Raw genomic sequence first — 16,797 nt, 5'->3', positions numbered from 1 at the left:
GCCGCCTGACTCCGTTCTACTCGAAGGGGTGGCCCATTTTCTATAAGAATCGGGGGGGAGCGAACGCGGGCGGGAACCTCGGATCGGGCCGCTTGACACGTCGCACATGCGACGTGCCAGCGACGCCCGGCGCAGGCAGCCTCGGCGAGCGCGTCGACGTGAGAACGGCCGCGCTTCTGTCGCCCCGGCCGGGGCTGCGAATTGTCTTCAACCGCCCACCAGGGCCTCGCGGCCCTGGCAACAACCTGCCGGCCCTGCCGGGCCTGGAAGAAGTCGGCGTCGAGATTGCCGCGCCGGGACGCAAGGCGGAATGCCGACGACGGACATTCGCCGTGCGCCATGGCGACCCGCAGATGCGCATGCTCGGCGCCTGAGGTGAGGCGCGGGCGTGGGGTTCGGCCCGGCGCTCGCCTCACGTCCTGCCGCTGTCCGAAAGTCGTGGGCGATCGCAGATTCCCTAACGGCCGCGATCAGCGGGCGAAAATGGCGCGAGTGATCTTGCTTTCAGTAAAGAAGCGGAACGCCATTTTTGGCTCCGTTGCATCGCTTGGTACTGCCATGTCTTCATTCCGGCAACCCACCGTCAGACCTGCCGTAAAGCTTTACCAACGTCTCGAAGTTCGTTGCGTCTGATAGAAAACGGACTGAACCATCGGCAATTCCAACATTTGCGCCACCACGGTGAAAGGAATAGATGCCTTTTGAATTTGATTCATTCACACCTACGGTGTCGTTATTGATTGACCAGACAAAGGTGTTGCTGGCCGACCATCCCACCTGGCCCGGATAGTCCGCATTGGGGTTTTCGCTAGTAACATTGAGCTTACCATTGAGATAGTCTTTCGGTTTTCCCGCCCGTTCAACGACCGCTAGAGTGTGTGATAGCCCATCGGTAACGTCACGGAACATTCCCTGCCGATACCGAGCTAAACGTGAGCCCGACGTCGTCTTCGTTTCGAACACAGGCCAGCCCCAGATTCCCCAGCGAACGTGATCGACGGAAAGAACGTTTGTATTCGGTGGCAGAGGATTGGGCAGCACCTGAATCCCAGCCATCGCGTCGTAATCGCTACGGACAACGCGATAGCGATCTTGTTCAGTGATAGTGCTGGGTGGAATACCAATTGAACCGTGCTTTAGTCCCCACCCCATGTCCATTGGATTTCCACCGCTTGGGCAAATGTACGTTGAGACGACGGTTTGAGCAACTGGCAAGTTCTCGTCGTCGGTTGCAAGGGCATCCCAATTCAACCGTACCTTCAACGCGGATTGCTCCATATAGGGAAGGAGAGAGACTCGCCAAGAATGCATATGAAACAGATCCCATTCCGCGAGGGGGTAGGTTAGGGAGGCGCCATTGTAAAGCGATGGCAACGCGTTGGTGGCAGCATGATGCGATTGAGTTGCGATCAAGATCTGCCGGAGGTTATTCTGGCACTGTTGACGTCGCGCTGATTCACGGGCAGATTGTATTGCTGGGAGCGCAATGGCCATGATAATCGCTATGACGCCCAGCGAGACCAACAGTTCAACCAATGTCCACCCGCGTCGCATCATCATTGCTCTCTATGGTTAGTGGCAGAACTTGTTATTCGACACAAACAATGCCGATAAGTCCCGGCATGGCCTGCTTATCCACAAAACCTGGGGATGGAAAAGGGGACAGGTCCAGATTAGCACAGCGGACAGGCGTCGGTGGCTTTTCGAACATTCCCCCGTCCCGCACGGGCTGAGGAAGTGGAAGATGGAGTGGATGAAATGGACCTGTCCCCTTTTCCACCCCCTTTTCCACCCCAGGATGCTCAATGACCACAAACGGTCCGCTGAATCCGTCAGGAAGAGCAAAGCTGATTGGCCGATCAAGCGAATCGTCGCAGCCGGTGAGGATCAAGACTATTGCGATGATGAGCAGGCGAAGCACCAAAGTCTCCTAACGACCCAAGTTCAGCGACCCGGCGCACGGGACGTGACGATTGCAACTGCGACGCTCCCGCTAGGTTCGCTGCAGCGTATGGTTAGGCGGCAACATGTCAATCAACTCGCTTCTGCTGCAACTCGGCAAGCTGCTTCCGCAACTCCCGAATCTCCCGCTGCATCTGTGATGTCGTTGAGCCGACAAAAAAGAAGCACATGGGCAGGAAACAATAGAATGCCGGCTTCCAATCTCCCGAGTCAGAGCGGATCTGCATCGAGAGCGCGAGTAGTGATAGGAACGCGCAAAATACTGCGGGTATCCAGTGAGCGATGGGCTTCATAGTTTTGTGTGGTGTTGGCAAATCAGTAATCGTTCGCTGCCGCCGAACTTGTTATTCGACACAAAAACGCAGATAAGCCCCGGCATGGCCTGCTTATCCACAAAACCTGTGGGTAAGCCCCTTGGCAGAGCCCTGGCGGCAACGTGGCTGAGACCAGTTGGCTGCGGGTCGCGACGGAGGTCTGCCGTGCCCTCAACGTATCGTGCAGTTCTTGGCGAGGCAACGAGTTGTGCGCACCCGCCGCGCGCGTCGACCTGAGAACGGCCGCGCTTCTGTCGCCCCGGTTGGGGCTGCGAATTGTCTCCAACCGCCAACCAGGGCCTCGCGGCCCTGGCGACAACCTGCCGGCCCTGCCGGGCCTGGAAGAAGCCGGCGTCGAGATTGCCGCGCGGGAAGCAAGGCGGCATGCCCACGGCGATCCTCCGCCGCGCGCCATGGCGAACCGAAGACGCGCATGCCCGGCGCCTGAGGAGAGGCGCGGGCGTGGGTTCGGCGCTCGCCTCCATCTGCTCCCCCGGCAGGCGGCTGGCCTGTTTCGCCCATTCGGCGAATTGGGCCTCGTCGAGTTCGTCCTGTTCGCGGACGCTGCGGGCGGCATCGGCGGTTAGCGCCGGCCGGTCAGGGGGGAGCGGGGCGATGGCGGGCGGCGGCGGGCGGGTTGTGGCGCGGCGGGATTCGGGTCGCCCGTGGTCACGACGGCGCGGACGGCCCAGGCGCTGGCTGCGAGCGCCGCCAACAGGGGCCACGCGGCCGAGGTGCGTTGGCGATCGGCCGCGGCGCCGATCGGCAAGGCCGAGTCGCCCCACGCGGCGAACGCGGCGTCGCGATCCGCGGGAAGGTCGCCCGTCGGGGAGTCGCCCGCGGGATCGCGCGGAGCGGTCGTCGCGACCGGTTCGCCGGCGACGAGTTCGAGCTCGTCGATCGGCAGCGCGGGCCAAGGGGTCTCGCGCGACGCATTGCGGGCGGCGGCCTGATCGCCGGGCGAGGGCTGCTGCGGCTCGTCGGCGGCAGGTTGCGCGGGGGGCGCGGGTTCGGCCGCGGCGGGGAGCGCGGGGACCATGCTCGCCGCGGCGTGAGCCAGATCGGCGGCCCACGGCGAGAACGACGCCGCGAGGCGCGCGTCCGGGGCGTCGGCGTTGCGGTCGGCCGCGCGTTGGTCCGTGCGGCGGATGCGACGTTGTTCGAGCCCGGCGACCTCGAACGCCGCCTCGCGCCCTTGCGAGGTCGCCAGCGGGCGCTCGGCCGATTCGCCGACGACGGCGCCGACGCGATCGGTCGGGGCCGGCCGCTCGGCGAGCCCGCGCTCGGGGCGTTCGTGCCGCAGGGTTCCGCGACCGTTCATGACCTCGGCGAGTTGGATCTCGCCCGCGGCGCCCGGCATGACCCCCGGGGGGAGGATCACGTTGAGTCGCGGTTGCGGCGGCTGATTCCCCCCAACTTCGCTGAGCGAGTACGGGTCGTTGCCGGCAGCTTGGAATCCCGCGGGGTCGCGCGGCAAACCGTCGGGATCGACGTCGTGCCACTCGCCCGTGGAGAACAGCGCGTCGGTCGCTCCGGTCATGTTGAAGCGAGTCACGGCGAACTCGTTCAACAGGACGAAGCCGCCGCTGTCCGGGGCGACGTCGAACCGCCCGGGCAAGTCGACGGCGACGGCGGTCGACAGGGCGAGCCGCGACTCGGCCTGTTCGAAGGCGAGGCGGCGCCCAGCCGCGCGCGGCGCGGCGGCGGCAGGGCGGCGCAGGACATGTCGGAGGGCGTTCAGCCAGGCGTTCATCGCTTCGCTCCTTCCAAGCGCGCGACGAGATCGGCGGCGACCCGATCTCGCAGCGCCGACGGCAGCGGCTCGGCCGCCAGGGGTCCGTCGGCGTCGTTCCAGACGTCCGCGGCGGCGACCAGCGCGGCCGCGGCCTCGGCGAGCATCGCGTCGGCGCCGGATGGAGCGGCCTCGGCCGTGGCGACCAATTCCAATGCGATGCGATACAACTGCCGGCCGTCGTCGGGCCACAGTTCGCGCCGGGCGACGCACGCCGCGGCCGCATCCTCGACCCGGCCCGCGGCGCGCAGGCAGCGGGCGTAGTTGACGTAGTGCTTGTTAAGCGAATCGCGGAACGCCGACCGCTCGGGCCCTTGGCCCCAGGCGGCGCGTTGGCGCTCGATCGCCGATTCGTACTTGGCCAGGGCCGCGGACCAGTCGCCGGCCAGTTCGTCGGCCATCGCCTGGTTGTTCAGGACGCCAGCCGACGCGCTGGCGAAGCGGGGTTCGCCGGGGTAGTCGTGCGTCAACTGCTCGAACAGCGCGGCGGCGCGCTGGAACGCCTGCCGCGCCGCGGCGGGCCGGCCGGCGCGCGTCTCAGCTTGACCCAGGTTGTTCAGCGTGATCGCCAAGTCGCTGCGATGCTGAACGACCGCGGGGGCGCGGCGCAGCAGCGATTCCTGGATCGTCGCCGCCTCGCGCAGCACCGTCGCGGCGGCCGCGTCGTCCTGCATGTGGCCGCGGATGGCGCCGAGGTTGTTGAGGCACAACGCGACGTCGGCCTGATGCCGCACGAGGTCGGCCGAGGTCGCTTCGGATTGGTCGATCAGTTCGCGGAGCAGCGCAACCGCCGATTCGCACGACGCCCGGGCCGCGGCCAGATCGCTTGCTTGCTCGACGAAGCTGCGGTTGTTGAGCGCCAGGGCGAGATCGTACTTGGCGCCGCGCGAGGCGGGCGCTTCGGCGACGAGCCGTTCGAGCACCGCGATCGCCGCCGCGAAATCGGTCGCGGCCGCGGTCGCGTCGCCCTGGCGGCGCGCCAGCAGACCGCGATTGGCCCGGATTTGGGCGTACTGGCGGCGGCTCTCGGCCGAGGCCTCGCGGCCGGCGGCCAACGGGCGCTGCACGTCGACGGCCAGCCGATAGAGTCGCTGCGCCTCGCTCAGGTCGCCGTGATCGACCTCGACCAAGGCGAGGCTGTTCCACGAGGCGGCTTGGCGGGCGAGATACTCGTCACGCCGCTCGCCGCGGGGGGCGCGCACGGCGAGTTGGCCGAACTCTTCGGCCGCGGCGTGCAAGAAGTCGTTGGCGGCGGCGAAGTCGCCGAGCCGACCGGCGATGACGCCGGCTTGGTACTGCGTGGCCGCCAGATCGGCGTTGAGGTGCGGGTCGTCGCTCGCCTGGGCGATGAAGTCGCGGTAGTAATCGAGCGTGTCGGCCAGCACGGCGCGGCGGAGCGGCTCGCTTCCCGGCAGGCGCTCGAGCTCGTGGACGAATTGGCCGCCGAATCGATCGACCACCCGGCGGGCCTTCTCGAGGCTGGTCTGGGCGTCTTCGAGCGCCGCGGCGGTGCGGGCCTGCTCGCGCGACAACAAGGCCGCCCCGGTCGTCGACAACACCGCCACGACGAGCAGGAATCCCGCCAGGGCGGCCGTCGCCCTGCGATGTCGGCGGACGAGATTCGTCGCGCGATCGATCACCGTCGGCCGCCGGGCCCGGGTCGGCTTGTCTTCGAGGAACCGGCGGAGGTCGTCGGCCATTTCGGCCGCCGTCGCGTAGCGGTCCTCGCGCGACTTCGAGAGCGCGCAGAGCACGATCGTTTCCAAGTCGACGGGAATTTCCGGGGCGAGCTCGCGCAGCGGCAACGGGTCGCGTTCGATGACGGCCCGCAGCACCTCGCGGCGATCCTCGCCCGGAAACGCGGGGGCGAGCGTCAACAGTTCGTACAGCGTCGCCCCCAGGGAATAGACGTCGGTCCGCGGGTCGATCAGCGCTTGCTGTCCCGCGGCTTGCTCGGGACTCATGTAGCGCAACGTGCCGACGACGTCGCCCGTGGCCGTGACGCCAACGTCTCCCTGAATGCGCGCGAGGCCGAAGTCGGTGATCCAGGCGGCGTTGCGATCGTCCAGGAGGAGGTTCGAGGGCTTCACGTCGCGGTGGATGACGCCGCAGTCGTGGGCGTACTGCAGGGCCTCGGCGGCTTGGACGCCCAGTTCGGCCACCGCGCGGCAGTAGGCGCGAAAGCCCGCCCCGCGCCGCGCGGGGGAAAGGTCGGCCGTCTCGACGAGCGAGCGCATCGTGGCGGCGCCGGGCGAGGCGGTCGTTCCCCCGGGGCCGGCGGTTTCGGCGCTGCGCAACTCGGCGCCGCGACGGAGATCGGCCAGCAGCTTGTCGAGCGACTGCCCGGACACCATCTGCATCGCGTAATAGTGGACCCCGCGATCCTGCCCGACGCCGAACACCGGCACAATGTGGGGATGATGGAGCTGAGCGGCCGCGCGGGCTTCGTTTTGAAACCGGGCCAATTGCTTGCGATCCCACATTGCGGCGAAGGGGAGCACCTTGAGCGCGACGCGGCGGGCCAGCGAGAGCTGCTCCGCTTCGTAGACGATCCCCATGCCGCCGCGCCCCAGTTCGCGGACGATCCGATAGTCTCCCAGCCGCTGGGTCGCGGGGGAGATCGATTCGAGGGCCGGCTCGGTCGCTTCGCCGGGGAGCGGCGATTCCTGCGCCGCACGATGGAGCTGCTCGACGCTGGCGGCGAACTCTCGGATGTCGGCCTCAAGCGCCGGATGGGCCGCGATCATCTCGTCGAGATCGAGCGGCGCGCCGTGCTCGAGCGAGATCAGGTACTCGTCCATCAGCGCGGCCAGCAGTTGCTCGGCCGGTTCGGCGTCGGGCAGAGTCGGATCGGCGGCGCGAATCACGGCGTCTCTCCCACGGCTTCGCTGGCCGGGTTCATCGTCTCGCGCAGGTGGCGGATCGCGCGGAGCCACACCATCCGCGCCGCCCCCGCGGAGCGGTCCATGCGGCGGCCGATCTCCTCGAACGGCAAGCCGTGCATGTGCCGCAACAGGATGACGTCGCGATAATCGCGCGGCAGCGCCGCCAGGCGGTTCGCCAGGTCGAGCTGCTGCTCCTGGCGTTGCAGCGATTCGCTGGGAGAATCGAGCGAGCCGGCGAGGATCGCCTCCAGCCGGACCGTCGACTGTTCGAGGGAGGTCGCCAGGGCGTCGAGCGAGACCTCGCGGTGGACCGACCGCTTGGCCGCCAGGGCGTGCTGTTCGATCGCGCGGTGGATGTTGTTGACGAGTATCCGCCGCAGCCAGGCGCAGAACTCCCCAGCCGATCGGCCGCGGAACTGGTCGAAGTCGCGATTGGCCTCAAGAAAGGTCTCCTGGACGACGTCCGAGGGGCTCACCCGGCGACGGAGCGGTTGTTCGAGCTGGGCGACCACCAGGAGCTTGAGGTAGTTGCGGTACAGCGACAACAGCCTTCCGAAGCCTTCTTGCGAGCCGGCAAGTGCTTGCGACAAAAAGACTTCGGCGTTATTGGCGGCGCTGGCCATGGGCGTGCTGCAGACTTGGCAAGGAAGCGAACCCTACGACATGATAGGCAGATTTTGCGGATTCCTGTCACCGGGGAACCTGGGCGAAATCTCGGTTTTTTTGCCGTGAGGCAGTGACGCTCCTGAAGGCAGGATTCGCCGCAGGGGGGGGCGCGGAGGGATGCTAGCGGTCTTCGATCGCCCGACCAGGAGCCGCGGCCCCGCCGGCGGCGCGTGGTCGCAGAAGATCCGGAGCGGCTACGAGCTGGCGGTCGGCGTTTCGACCGGGCGCTGCGACAGCAGTTGCAGCTTCGCCCGCAGGGTGGTCCGCGAGATGCCCAGCGAGCGGCTTGCTTCGACCTGGTTGCCGTTGGCGGCATGGAGCGCTTCGTCAAGCACGATGCGATCGACCGCGAGCATGACCTTGCGGTAGACGTCCTCCTCGCGCGATTGGAGCAGGCGGTGGACGAAGCTCGTCAGGTCGAACCGCCCGCCGCCGCCGCCGGGAAGACTCGCCAGGGCCGCCTCGCCGCTGAGGATCGACTCGGGAAGGCAATCGGGGGTGAGCACGTCGGACGTAGCGTTCACCAGCGCGGTTTTGACGACCCCCTGCAGTTCGCGGACGTTCCCCGGCCAGGAGTAGGACTCGAGCGCCAGCAGCGTCTCGGGGGCGGCCGCCTCGACGTGCTTGTTGATCTCGCCGGAGTGGAGCTTGATGAAATGATCGACCAACAGCGGCAAGTCGTCGCGCCGCCCGCGCAGCGGCGGCAGCGCGATCGTGTAGGTGTTCAGCCGATAGAACAAGTCCTGTCGAAACCGCCCGGCGGCGACCAGTTCGGTCAGGTTCTGGTTGGTCGCGGCGATGATCCGCACGTCGGTCTGGATCGTCTCGCCGCCGCCGACGCGCTCGAACCGTTGATCCTGAAGGAGCCGCAGCACCTTGGCCTGAATCGCGGGGCTCATGTCGCCGATTTCGTCGAGAAACACGGTGCCGCCGGTGGCCTGTTCGAATCGGCCGATGCGCTGCCGTTCGGCCCCGGTGAAGGCCCCCTTCTCGTGGCCGAACAATTCGCTCTCAAGCAGCGTCTCGGGAATCGCGGCGCAGTTGATGGCGTGAAACATTTTGTCCGCGCGGCTGCTGTGCTGGTAGATCGCGCGGGCGACAAGTTCCTTGCCCACCCCGCTCTCGCCGAGCAGCAGGACGTTGACGTCCGAGTTGGCCACCCGGCCGATCGCCTTGAAGACCTCCTGCATGGCGGCGCTGCGACCGACGATCCAGTCGGTGGGAGCGGCGGGGGGCGAGCCTGGTTCGGCGTTCAGCGTCGGTCGCCGCGCCAGTCGGCTCGCCTCGGTCGCCTTGGCGACCACCGCGCGGAGCGTCGTCAGCTCGAACGGTTTGAGCAGGTAGTCGAACGCGCCCCGTTTGGTGGCTTCGATCGCCGTGTCGGTCGTGCCGTGGGCCGTGATGACGACGACCATCAGCTTGGGGTCGATGGCGCGCAGCGCGAGCAGGGCGTCGAGTCCCGACATGTCGGGGAGCCGGACGTCGAGCAACACGAGATCGGGAACGTCGCGCTCGATCGCTTCGATCCCGGCCCGGGCCGTTTCGTAGCCGTCGACGACGACGTCGTCGGAGCCGAGGGCCCGCACAAGCGAAAAGCGGACGCTGGATTCATCGTCGATGATGACAATGCGGGTCTTAGTCATGGTTCGGAGTTTGGGAAACCGTGAGTGGTTGGGGGACGCGCGGCAGTTCGACGCGAAACAGGGCTCCGCCGCTCGGCGGATTGAACCCCTCGACCCGACCGCCGTGCGAAGCGATGATCCGCTGCGACACCGCCAGCCCCAGGCCGACGCCTGTCTCCTTGGTGCTGACGAACGGCTCGAACAGACGAGCGACGATCTGGGGCGAGATGCCGGGCCCGCGGTCGGCGACCTCGACGATCGCCCGCTCGCCGGCGGTTCGGACGGCGACGTCGATTCGCCCGCCGCCGGGCTGGGCCTCGATGGCGTTGAAGATCAGGTTCACCAGCACTTGCCGCAACTGCTGCGGATCGGCCTCGAGCTCGACGACGTCGGTCGCGTCGAGCACGAGCATCACGCCCAGCCTGTCGGCTCGGCTCTTGGCGAGCTCGATCGTCTGGCGGGCCACGTCGCTCAGATCGACCGACCTGCGAACAAGCCGCGGCGGTCGGGCGAAGTCGAGGAACGTTTGCAGCATCTGTTGCATTCGATCGGCCTCGTCGCGGACGACGATCAATTCGTTGAGGGCGAGCGGTTCGTGCTGTTCGATCGCGGCGTCGGTCAGCAGTTTGACGGCGGTCAGCGGGTTGCGAAGTTCGTGAGCGATGCCCGCGGCCAACTGTCCGACGGCGGCCAACTGGTCGGCGCGGGCGGCCGTCTCGCGGGTGCGTTCCAGTTCGGTGACGATCCCTTCGGTCTTGGCGCGCACCTGGCTCATCGCGGCGACCAGTTCCGGCAAGCCGGCCGCGGGGCTCAAAGCGGGCTCGCCGGCGGCGAGCGACGCGGTGAGCGACTGGAGCGAACCCCCGAGTTCGGCGATCGAACTGGCCACCCCGCGCGCGACGCCGAATCCCGCGAGCAGCCCGGCGGCCGCCCCGCTGACGCCAAGCAAAGCAAGGCTCGTGCCAACACGGCCGGCGAGCAGGCGATTCTGCCGGCTTTGCTCGGTGAGCTCGAGCCGGTTCGCGTTGAGCAGTTCCATCGCCGCAGCCAACGTCTCGCGGGTGATCGCCTGCCGAATCGCGGCGTACTCGTCAGGGGCTGCGTCGTGCGCCGCTTCGATCAGCCTCGGCAGCTCGGCCACCTGGCTCGCCAACGGGGCGTCGGCGGAGAGCGTGCCCGACGCCCGAAGCTGTTGCAGGAGTTTCCCGGCGGCGACGGCCGAGCGCGTCGCCTCGTCCATGTACGCCGGCAGCTTCAACGCATGGTAACGATCGAGCGCTTGACGGACGTCGCGGATCGCGATGACCAACTCCTCGGCTTTGAGCACCTCGGCAACCCGGTGGTCGAGTCGTTCGGAGACCTGGGCGTTGGTCCGATAGACGTAGATCGCCGAGCCCAACCCAAGGGCCATCAGCAGCATGCTGACCGCGACGGTCGGCAGGATCATTCGCCAGAGCAGGGAGAGACGCACGTGGAGATCGCCTTGGCGTCCAGAAGTTGAACAGGCCGTGAAGCCGTCCAGCTATTATCTCTCCGCGATTGGGATTTGGATACAGCGGCGTCCGCATTGCCGGGTAGTGATTCCATTTGCGAAATTGAAGAGTGGCTGGGGTCGAACGAAGTGAGCCCCCAGGGGACCCTTGCAAGGGCGCAAATGGCATCACTACCCGTTGCCGGAGGTGTCGACCGGTCGTGATTGGCCTATCATGGGCCCGACTTGTCGGCCGCACGCCGACCGACCTGGCGCACGTTCTTCCCGTCCCCCCAGCCGCCAACGATGCCCGGATTTCACGAACTGTTCCTGACCGTGCTCTTGCAGTTGGCGGCGATCGTCGCCGCGGCGCGGCTGGGGGCGTGGGCGTTTCGCCGCGCAGGGCAGCCCGAGGTCGTCGGCGAAATCCTCGTGGGGGTGCTCTTGGGCCCGTCGCTGTTGGGCAAGATCGCCCCCTCGTGGATGCAGCTCGTCCCCGCTCCCGAGACGGAGTTCTGCTTCCGGGCCCTCAGCGAACTGGGGCTCGTGCTGTTCATGTTCCTGATCGGGCTGGAGTTCGACTTCACCCACCTGCGGCACGTGGGGCGAACGGCTTCGCGCGTCGCCGTGGCCGGGATCGTCACGCCGTTCGCCCTGGGCGCCGCAACCGCCCTGGCGATACACGGTTCGGTCGCCGCAGAAACTCCGCGGCTGGGGTTCACGATGTTCGTGGCGACGGCGCTGTCGATCACGGCGATCCCGATCCTGGGACGGATCATGATCGAACTGAAGATCCACCGCTCGCGTCTGGGAGCCCTGACGATCACAGCCGCGGCGGTCGACGACGTGCTGGGGTGGATCCTGCTGGCCGGAGTCAGCGCACTGGTGCGCGACGGATTCCAGGCGTGGCCGCTCGTGGAATCGCTGGGGCTGTTGATCGTGTTCTGCGCGGCGACGTTCTTCGCGGCGAGGCCGCTGTGCCTGCGGCTGGTGCATTTCGCCGCCGGCGCCCCGGAGACGTCGGGCGCCGGGGCGCCCCGCGCGCGGCAGCTTGATCTGGCCGCCACCGCGATCCTGCTGGTGTTCGTCCTGCTGAGCGCCGCGGCCACCAGCGCGATCGGCGTGTTCGCCATCTTCGGGCCGTTCGTGCTGGGCGCCGCGCTCTCGCGCGAGCGCCCGCTTGCCGAGGCCGTGACGCGGCAATGGCGCACGCTGGTCTACGCCTTGCTGTTGCCGGTGTTCTTCACCTCGACCGGGCTGCGCACCGACGTCGGGCGGCTCGACTCCCCGTGGCTGTGGGGGGTTTGCCTGCTGGTGATCGCCGCCGCCACGGCGGGGAAGATGTTGGGCTGCGGACTGGCCGCCTGGACCGGCGGCTGCACGATCCGCGAGAGTTCCTGCGTCGCCGTGATGATGAACACCCGCGCGCTGATGGGGTTGGTGGCGATCAACGTGGGGCGGGAGTTGGGAGTCGTCCCCGACGCGGTGTTCACGATGCTCGTGCTCATGGCCCTGGTGACGACCGTGATCACCACCCCGATTCTGCGCCGCCTGATCGCCGGGATGCCGGGGTTGGAGACTGAACAGCCTGAGCACAATCTGGACACGCTCGCGGCCCCCGAAGGTCGCTGACAGATTGCGTCGTCGCCCGCTGCGACGTGACGAGGCCTGGCGCACGTCCCGGCATGTCAATTGCTTCTTGGTCGTTCGACGCCCGGGCGACGGTTCCTCGACTGTCCGCTGCGCAGCGTTTCCGACAGAGAAGCAGAGAAGAGCGCCCGTGTCCACGACAATTCCATCCGACTCCGACTCGCGCGAGCGCCGCCCCGCGCCGCCGAGCGGCGACACGCCCCCCGGCAACGCCGCGCTGCTGGCCCGGGTGCTGGTCGAGGCGCACGCGAGCCGCTACGACAACGCCGTCAAGCTGGCCCACGGCAAAGGGGGCCAAGAACTGGAAGTGCAAAACGCCTTGGCGGTCTGCCTGATGCGGACCGGCCATGTCGAGGAGGCGGTCCGCATCCTCCGCGGGTTGGTCATGCAACCCGGCTCGACCTGGATGCGCAAAGACCGGCCGGTTCACCTCAAAGTGAACTTCGCGACGGCGCTGATGCTCGAGGGCCACACGAGCGGGGCCCTCGAGATGCTGGGCGATCTCGAAGGCGAAACGACGCCACACGTTCCGTTGCTGCGGGCCGCGGTGCGTCGCTGGGAGAAGTCGCTGCCGTGGCTGGCGTGGCTCGACTGGAAGGTCAACCGCGTCGCCCCGCACGAACGGCGAGTCGCGATCGACTTCGAGCCGGGCGAGTTCGGCACGCCGTAGCCCGGCGCCTTCCCTGCGCTGCGATCCCAAGCGCCCCTCCAATCGGCGCAAATCGCCGATCCTCGGGGCCAGGGCCGGATCGTGAGACCGTTTGCGCCCTTGGAAGGGTGGCTGGGGTCGCAGCGCAGCGGAGCCCCCAGGGAATCCGCTGGGGGCTCACTTCGTTCGACCCCAGCCACCCATCAATTGGGCAAATGGGATCACGACCTCGGGTCAGTGCGGGGTGAGCGCATGGCTCGGGCGTGCTAGACTTCGGGGTCGAACCGCGCAATCGCTCCCCCGCCCGTCGCCCCCGCCGCCCCGCATGCCGATGAACGCCCCCGCCGCCGAGACCGAACTCGATCCGTCTCCCGGAGAACCGGTCGCGCCGCGGCCGGGCGTGATCCGCCGGCTGTACAATTGGGTCCTCCACTGGGCCGAAACCCCGTACGGGACGCCGGCGCTGGCGGCCATTTCGTTCGCCGAGAGCTCGTTCTTTCCGATCCCGCCCGACGTGCTGCAGATCGCACTGTCGGCGTCGCGACCGCGGCGCTCGTTCTTCTATGCGGCGGTCAGCGCCGTCGCCTCGGTCGCCGGGGCCGTGCTGGGGTGGCTGATCGGGTACGGCGCGTGGGAGGCGCTCGACGACTTTTTTTATCGCTACGTGCCGGGGGTGACTCCCGAGATCGTCGCCCATGTGGGCGAGCTGTATCGCGACAACGCCTTCTGGACGATCTTCACCGCGGCCTTCACGCCGATTCCGTTCAAGGTGATCACGATTGCCGCGGGAGTGTTTCACGGTTACGTCCCGCTCGCGACGCTCGTGGTCGCCGCGGCGATCGGGCGCGGCGGACGGTTCTTCTTGGTCGGAACGTGCATGTGGTGGTTCGGTCCCGGAGTGCGGCGGATCCTGGAAAAGCACCTGGAATGGATCACGCTCGCCCTGGGGGCCGCGGTGATCGCGGGGTTCGCGGCGCTCAAGCTGCTGGCGCACTGAAGAGGCTCGTTACGCCGCGGGAGCGTCGTCCCCGCAACCTGCAGCGCGGCTGCCGTCGGTTCGCACGACGCCTAAGCCTTGCGGTCGGAAGGCGTTGCCCAGGGGGCTGAACAGCAGCGCGGGGAGCATGACCAGTTCGGCGACGACCCCGGCGACGAGGATCGCCAGCATGAGCCAGCCGAAGCGTTGCGTCGGCGTGAACGAGCTGGTGGCGAACACCGACAGTCCCAGCCCGTTGATGAGCGCCGCCTGCAGGGTCGGCGCGGCCGACCGGCCGTACGCCGCCTCGACCGCCAGCATGCGGTCGCGCAACCGGGCCAAGTCTTGCCGGAACCACGCGAGGAAGTGGATCGTGTCGTCGACCGCCACCCCCAGCGCAATGCTGGCGGCCATCATCGAGCCGATATCGACCGGCACGCCCAGCCACCCCATGCCGCCGAATACGACCAACACGGGGAGCGTGTTGGGAATCATCACGATCGCGCCGGCGGCCACGCTGCGGCAGACGAACATCATGAGCGGCGTGATCGTGGCGAACGACCACCAGGTGCTTTGAATGAGGCTGCTGAGCAGTTCGCGCTGGGCCTTGTAGACGATCGGCACGGCTCCGGTGTAGACGACGCCCACGTCGCTGCCGTCGCTCGGGGCGAGATCGAGGTCGGCCGCGGCGACGACCCGCGCCCCGGCCGCGACAAGTTCGGCCCGATCTTCTTTCGAGGCGCCGGGACTGAGGATCACGCCGTCGTAATTCTTGAGGGCGTCGATTTCGGCCGGCTGCAGACCGGCGAACTTCTTGGCGACCCCTGCGGCGAGCACTCGCTTGCCGGCCAGCAGCGATGCGCTGGTGCGAGCCCAGGTTTGGATTCCCTCGGGCGAGAAGAGCACGAGCCGGCTGCCGCGCGGCGGCTCGCCCCGTTCAGCGGCCAGCGCGCGGAGGGCGCGGGCGTTGCTGCGCTCGGCGGCGAAAATCGGCTCGATCGCCGCGCGCAGTCGGGCGACCAGTTCGCCGTGGTCGACCGTGTGAAACGCCGCAACCCGCACGCTCACGCGCCACAACTCTTCGCCCGTATCGGGATCGACGGTCAAGTAGCCGGTGTCGGCAATCTGCCGACGATGGTCGAGCAGTTCCTCGGCGGCGACGTACCGCTCGCCCGTGCGGCCGTAGCCCAGCCCGGGGTCGCTCACCGGGCGAGTGAACGTGGCGGCCGACATCGTAGCGCCCACGAGGTCGTCTCCCTCGGCGCCTAGTCGGGTGCGGATGTTTCGTTCGACCAGCTCGACCAGATCGAGCCGTTCCAAGAAGGAGTGGCTGTGAATGAGTTGCGCCAGCGGAGCGTCGACGGGCAGATCCTCCTGCAGAGTCTCGGCGGGGAAACGAATCACAAGTTCCATCGGCACCAAGCGGCCGAGATGCTCCTCGTACCATTGGTAATCCTGCACGAGCCGGGCGTCGGGGCTGAAGAGCTTCAACAGGTCGATGGTCGTCTCGACCCGCGGCAACCCCAGGCACAAACCGAAGATCGTCGCCGCGCTGCCGGCAAGCACGAGCCGGCGGCGTTTGAAAATGCCGTGCGTATAACGCGACCAGACATTGTCGGGCGTCGCCTCGGCTTCTTCCTCGCCTAACACGACGACGCCCGCAGGGCGCCAAGGCCAGTACCTGAGCACCGCCGGCAACATCGTGAACAAGACCCCCAGCGTGGCCAGGACCCCGGCGGCCGAATAGAGCCCGAACCGACAAATCGGCAAGATGTCGCTCGTCGAGAGGGACGCCAATCCGATGGCGGTCGTCACCGAGCACAACAAGGCGGGCTTCCAGGCGTGCTCGACGGCGTGGTTCACCGCCGCATCGACGCCGTGCTCGTTCGCAGCGAGCCGATAGTAGTTGATGAAGTGGATCGCCCCCGACACGGCCAACACGTAGACCAAGGCCGGCATCGACATGAGGATCGCGTCGACCGCCCCGCCGGTCAGCGACACCAGCGCCAGCGAAATCGCGGCGCAGGCCGCCCCGCAACCGAAGACGACCATCATCATGCGGAAACTGCGCAACGACCACCACGCGAGCGCAGCGCCGAAGGCCCCCGACAAGACGGCCAGCCGGGCGAGCGTCCGTTCGCCCTCTTCGTCGATGGACACGTTGTCGATCGGCGGGCCTCCGAGTCGCACCTCGTCTGGCCTGAGCCCCGCCTGGACAATCGCCTTGAACAGCGGCGTCTGCTTCGCCTTGCGCAATCCCCAAGGCCCGGCGAGCGGCCGGCCGACGACATCGCGAAGTTTGTGCTCGGTCGACCGGGCGAGCGTCGCGAGAATGCAGGTCTGCCGACCGTCGGGACCCAAGAGCGTGCCTTGCAGTCGCTCGATCGCCAGCTTGCGCGGGAGATTCGCGGGAGGAGCCGTCAGATCGTCGAGCGCCTCGCGCCCCGTGGTCACTTGTTGAAAGCAGCGGGCGCCGGGGGTTCCGTCCCGCTCGGGAAGTCGCGCCTCGCGCAGCGCTCGGGCGAGTCGTTCGATTCGCGGGTCGTCGGCCAACCCGTTCGTCGGTTCGCCAAGCGTACAGCCGTCCCAACTGATGACCACGAATTGGTCAGTCGCGAACTTGCTGCGGAACCATTCGAGTTGGGCCGTCTCCTCGTAACTCGCGGGGAGCCACTCGGACATGTCGTTGCGGTTGCTTTTGACGGCGCGCAGGGCGAACAGGCCGACGAGCGGGGCCAAGAACGCAGCGATAACGAGCGTGGCCAGCGAGACGGCCGGCCGGGGGGAGGATCGTTCCATGAATGGCGCCA

12 protein-coding genes are annotated in these 16,797 nt (G+C 67.5%); 4 read left to right on the top strand and 8 right to left on the bottom strand.

The window, feature by feature from the left end; translation table 11 throughout:
* Window positions 1–113 precede the first annotated feature (113 nt).
* Window positions 114–374, top strand: a complete 261-nt coding sequence (locus KF688_19300) for a hypothetical protein (protein ID MBX3427835.1) — start codon at window positions 114–116, stop codon at window positions 372–374.
* Window positions 375–564: 190 nt separating this feature from the next.
* On the opposite strand, the gene KF688_19295 is transcribed toward KF688_19300, so the two are convergent.
* The 7 genes from KF688_19295 to KF688_19265 all read right to left on the bottom strand — a co-directional run bounded on the left by KF688_19295 (window position 565) and on the right by KF688_19265 (window position 10,712).
* Complete coding sequence (locus tag KF688_19295; protein MBX3427834.1) at window positions 565–1,536, bottom strand: DUF1559 domain-containing protein; 972 nt, start codon at window positions 1,534–1,536, stop codon at window positions 565–567.
* A gap of 52 nt (window positions 1,537–1,588) precedes the next feature.
* Window positions 1,589–1,921, bottom strand: coding sequence for a hypothetical protein (locus KF688_19290; GenBank protein ID MBX3427833.1), 333 nt, complete (start codon window positions 1,919–1,921; stop codon window positions 1,589–1,591).
* Between the two features lie 938 nt (window positions 1,922–2,859).
* The gene (locus KF688_19285) at window positions 2,860–4,029 is read right to left on the bottom strand and encodes a hypothetical protein (GenBank protein MBX3427832.1); all 1,170 of its coding nucleotides are present in this window, start codon (window positions 4,027–4,029) and stop codon (window positions 2,860–2,862) included.
* Window positions 4,026–6,935, bottom strand: coding sequence for a serine/threonine protein kinase (locus KF688_19280; protein ID MBX3427831.1), 2,910 nt, complete (start codon window positions 6,933–6,935; stop codon window positions 4,026–4,028). The genes KF688_19285 and KF688_19280 overlap by 4 nt, the downstream gene beginning before the upstream one ends.
* Window positions 6,932–7,576, bottom strand: a complete 645-nt coding sequence (locus KF688_19275; protein ID MBX3427830.1) for a sigma-70 family RNA polymerase sigma factor — start codon at window positions 7,574–7,576, stop codon at window positions 6,932–6,934. The genes KF688_19280 and KF688_19275 overlap by 4 nt, the downstream gene beginning before the upstream one ends.
* Window positions 7,577–7,813: 237 nt before the next feature.
* The gene (locus KF688_19270; GenBank protein MBX3427829.1) at window positions 7,814–9,262 is read right to left on the bottom strand and encodes a sigma-54-dependent Fis family transcriptional regulator; all 1,449 of its coding nucleotides are present in this window, start codon (window positions 9,260–9,262) and stop codon (window positions 7,814–7,816) included.
* Entirely contained in the window at window positions 9,255–10,712 is a 1,458-nt protein-coding gene (locus KF688_19265) for a hypothetical protein (GenBank protein ID MBX3427828.1), read from the bottom strand. Before KF688_19265 ends, KF688_19270 begins: the two co-directional genes overlap by 8 nt.
* Window positions 10,713–11,018: 306 nt before the next feature.
* Here KF688_19265 and KF688_19260 point away from each other — a divergent pair, with 306 nt between their 5' ends.
* From KF688_19260 to KF688_19250, 3 genes are all read left to right on the top strand, one after another.
* Complete coding sequence (locus tag KF688_19260; GenBank protein MBX3427827.1) at window positions 11,019–12,344, top strand: cation:proton antiporter; 1,326 nt, start codon at window positions 11,019–11,021, stop codon at window positions 12,342–12,344.
* Window positions 12,345–12,492: 148 nt separating this feature from the next.
* Window positions 12,493–13,032, top strand: coding sequence for a tetratricopeptide repeat protein (locus KF688_19255; GenBank protein ID MBX3427826.1), 540 nt, complete (start codon window positions 12,493–12,495; stop codon window positions 13,030–13,032).
* A gap of 310 nt (window positions 13,033–13,342) precedes the next feature.
* On the top strand, window positions 13,343–14,008 hold the full coding sequence (locus KF688_19250; protein MBX3427825.1) for a DedA family protein: 666 nt from the start codon (window positions 13,343–13,345) through the stop codon (window positions 14,006–14,008).
* Between the two features lie 9 nt (window positions 14,009–14,017).
* On the opposite strand, the gene KF688_19245 is transcribed toward KF688_19250, so the two are convergent.
* The gene (locus KF688_19245) at window positions 14,018–16,786 is read right to left on the bottom strand and encodes an MMPL family transporter (protein ID MBX3427824.1); all 2,769 of its coding nucleotides are present in this window, start codon (window positions 16,784–16,786) and stop codon (window positions 14,018–14,020) included.
* Window positions 16,787–16,797 lie beyond the last annotated feature (11 nt).

The organism is Pirellulales bacterium (assembly GCA_019636345.1).
GTDB lineage: Bacteria > Planctomycetota > Planctomycetia > Pirellulales > Lacipirellulaceae.
Note: the sequence above shows the minus strand (reverse complement) of the source record. Positions and strands in the feature narration are given on the sequence as shown.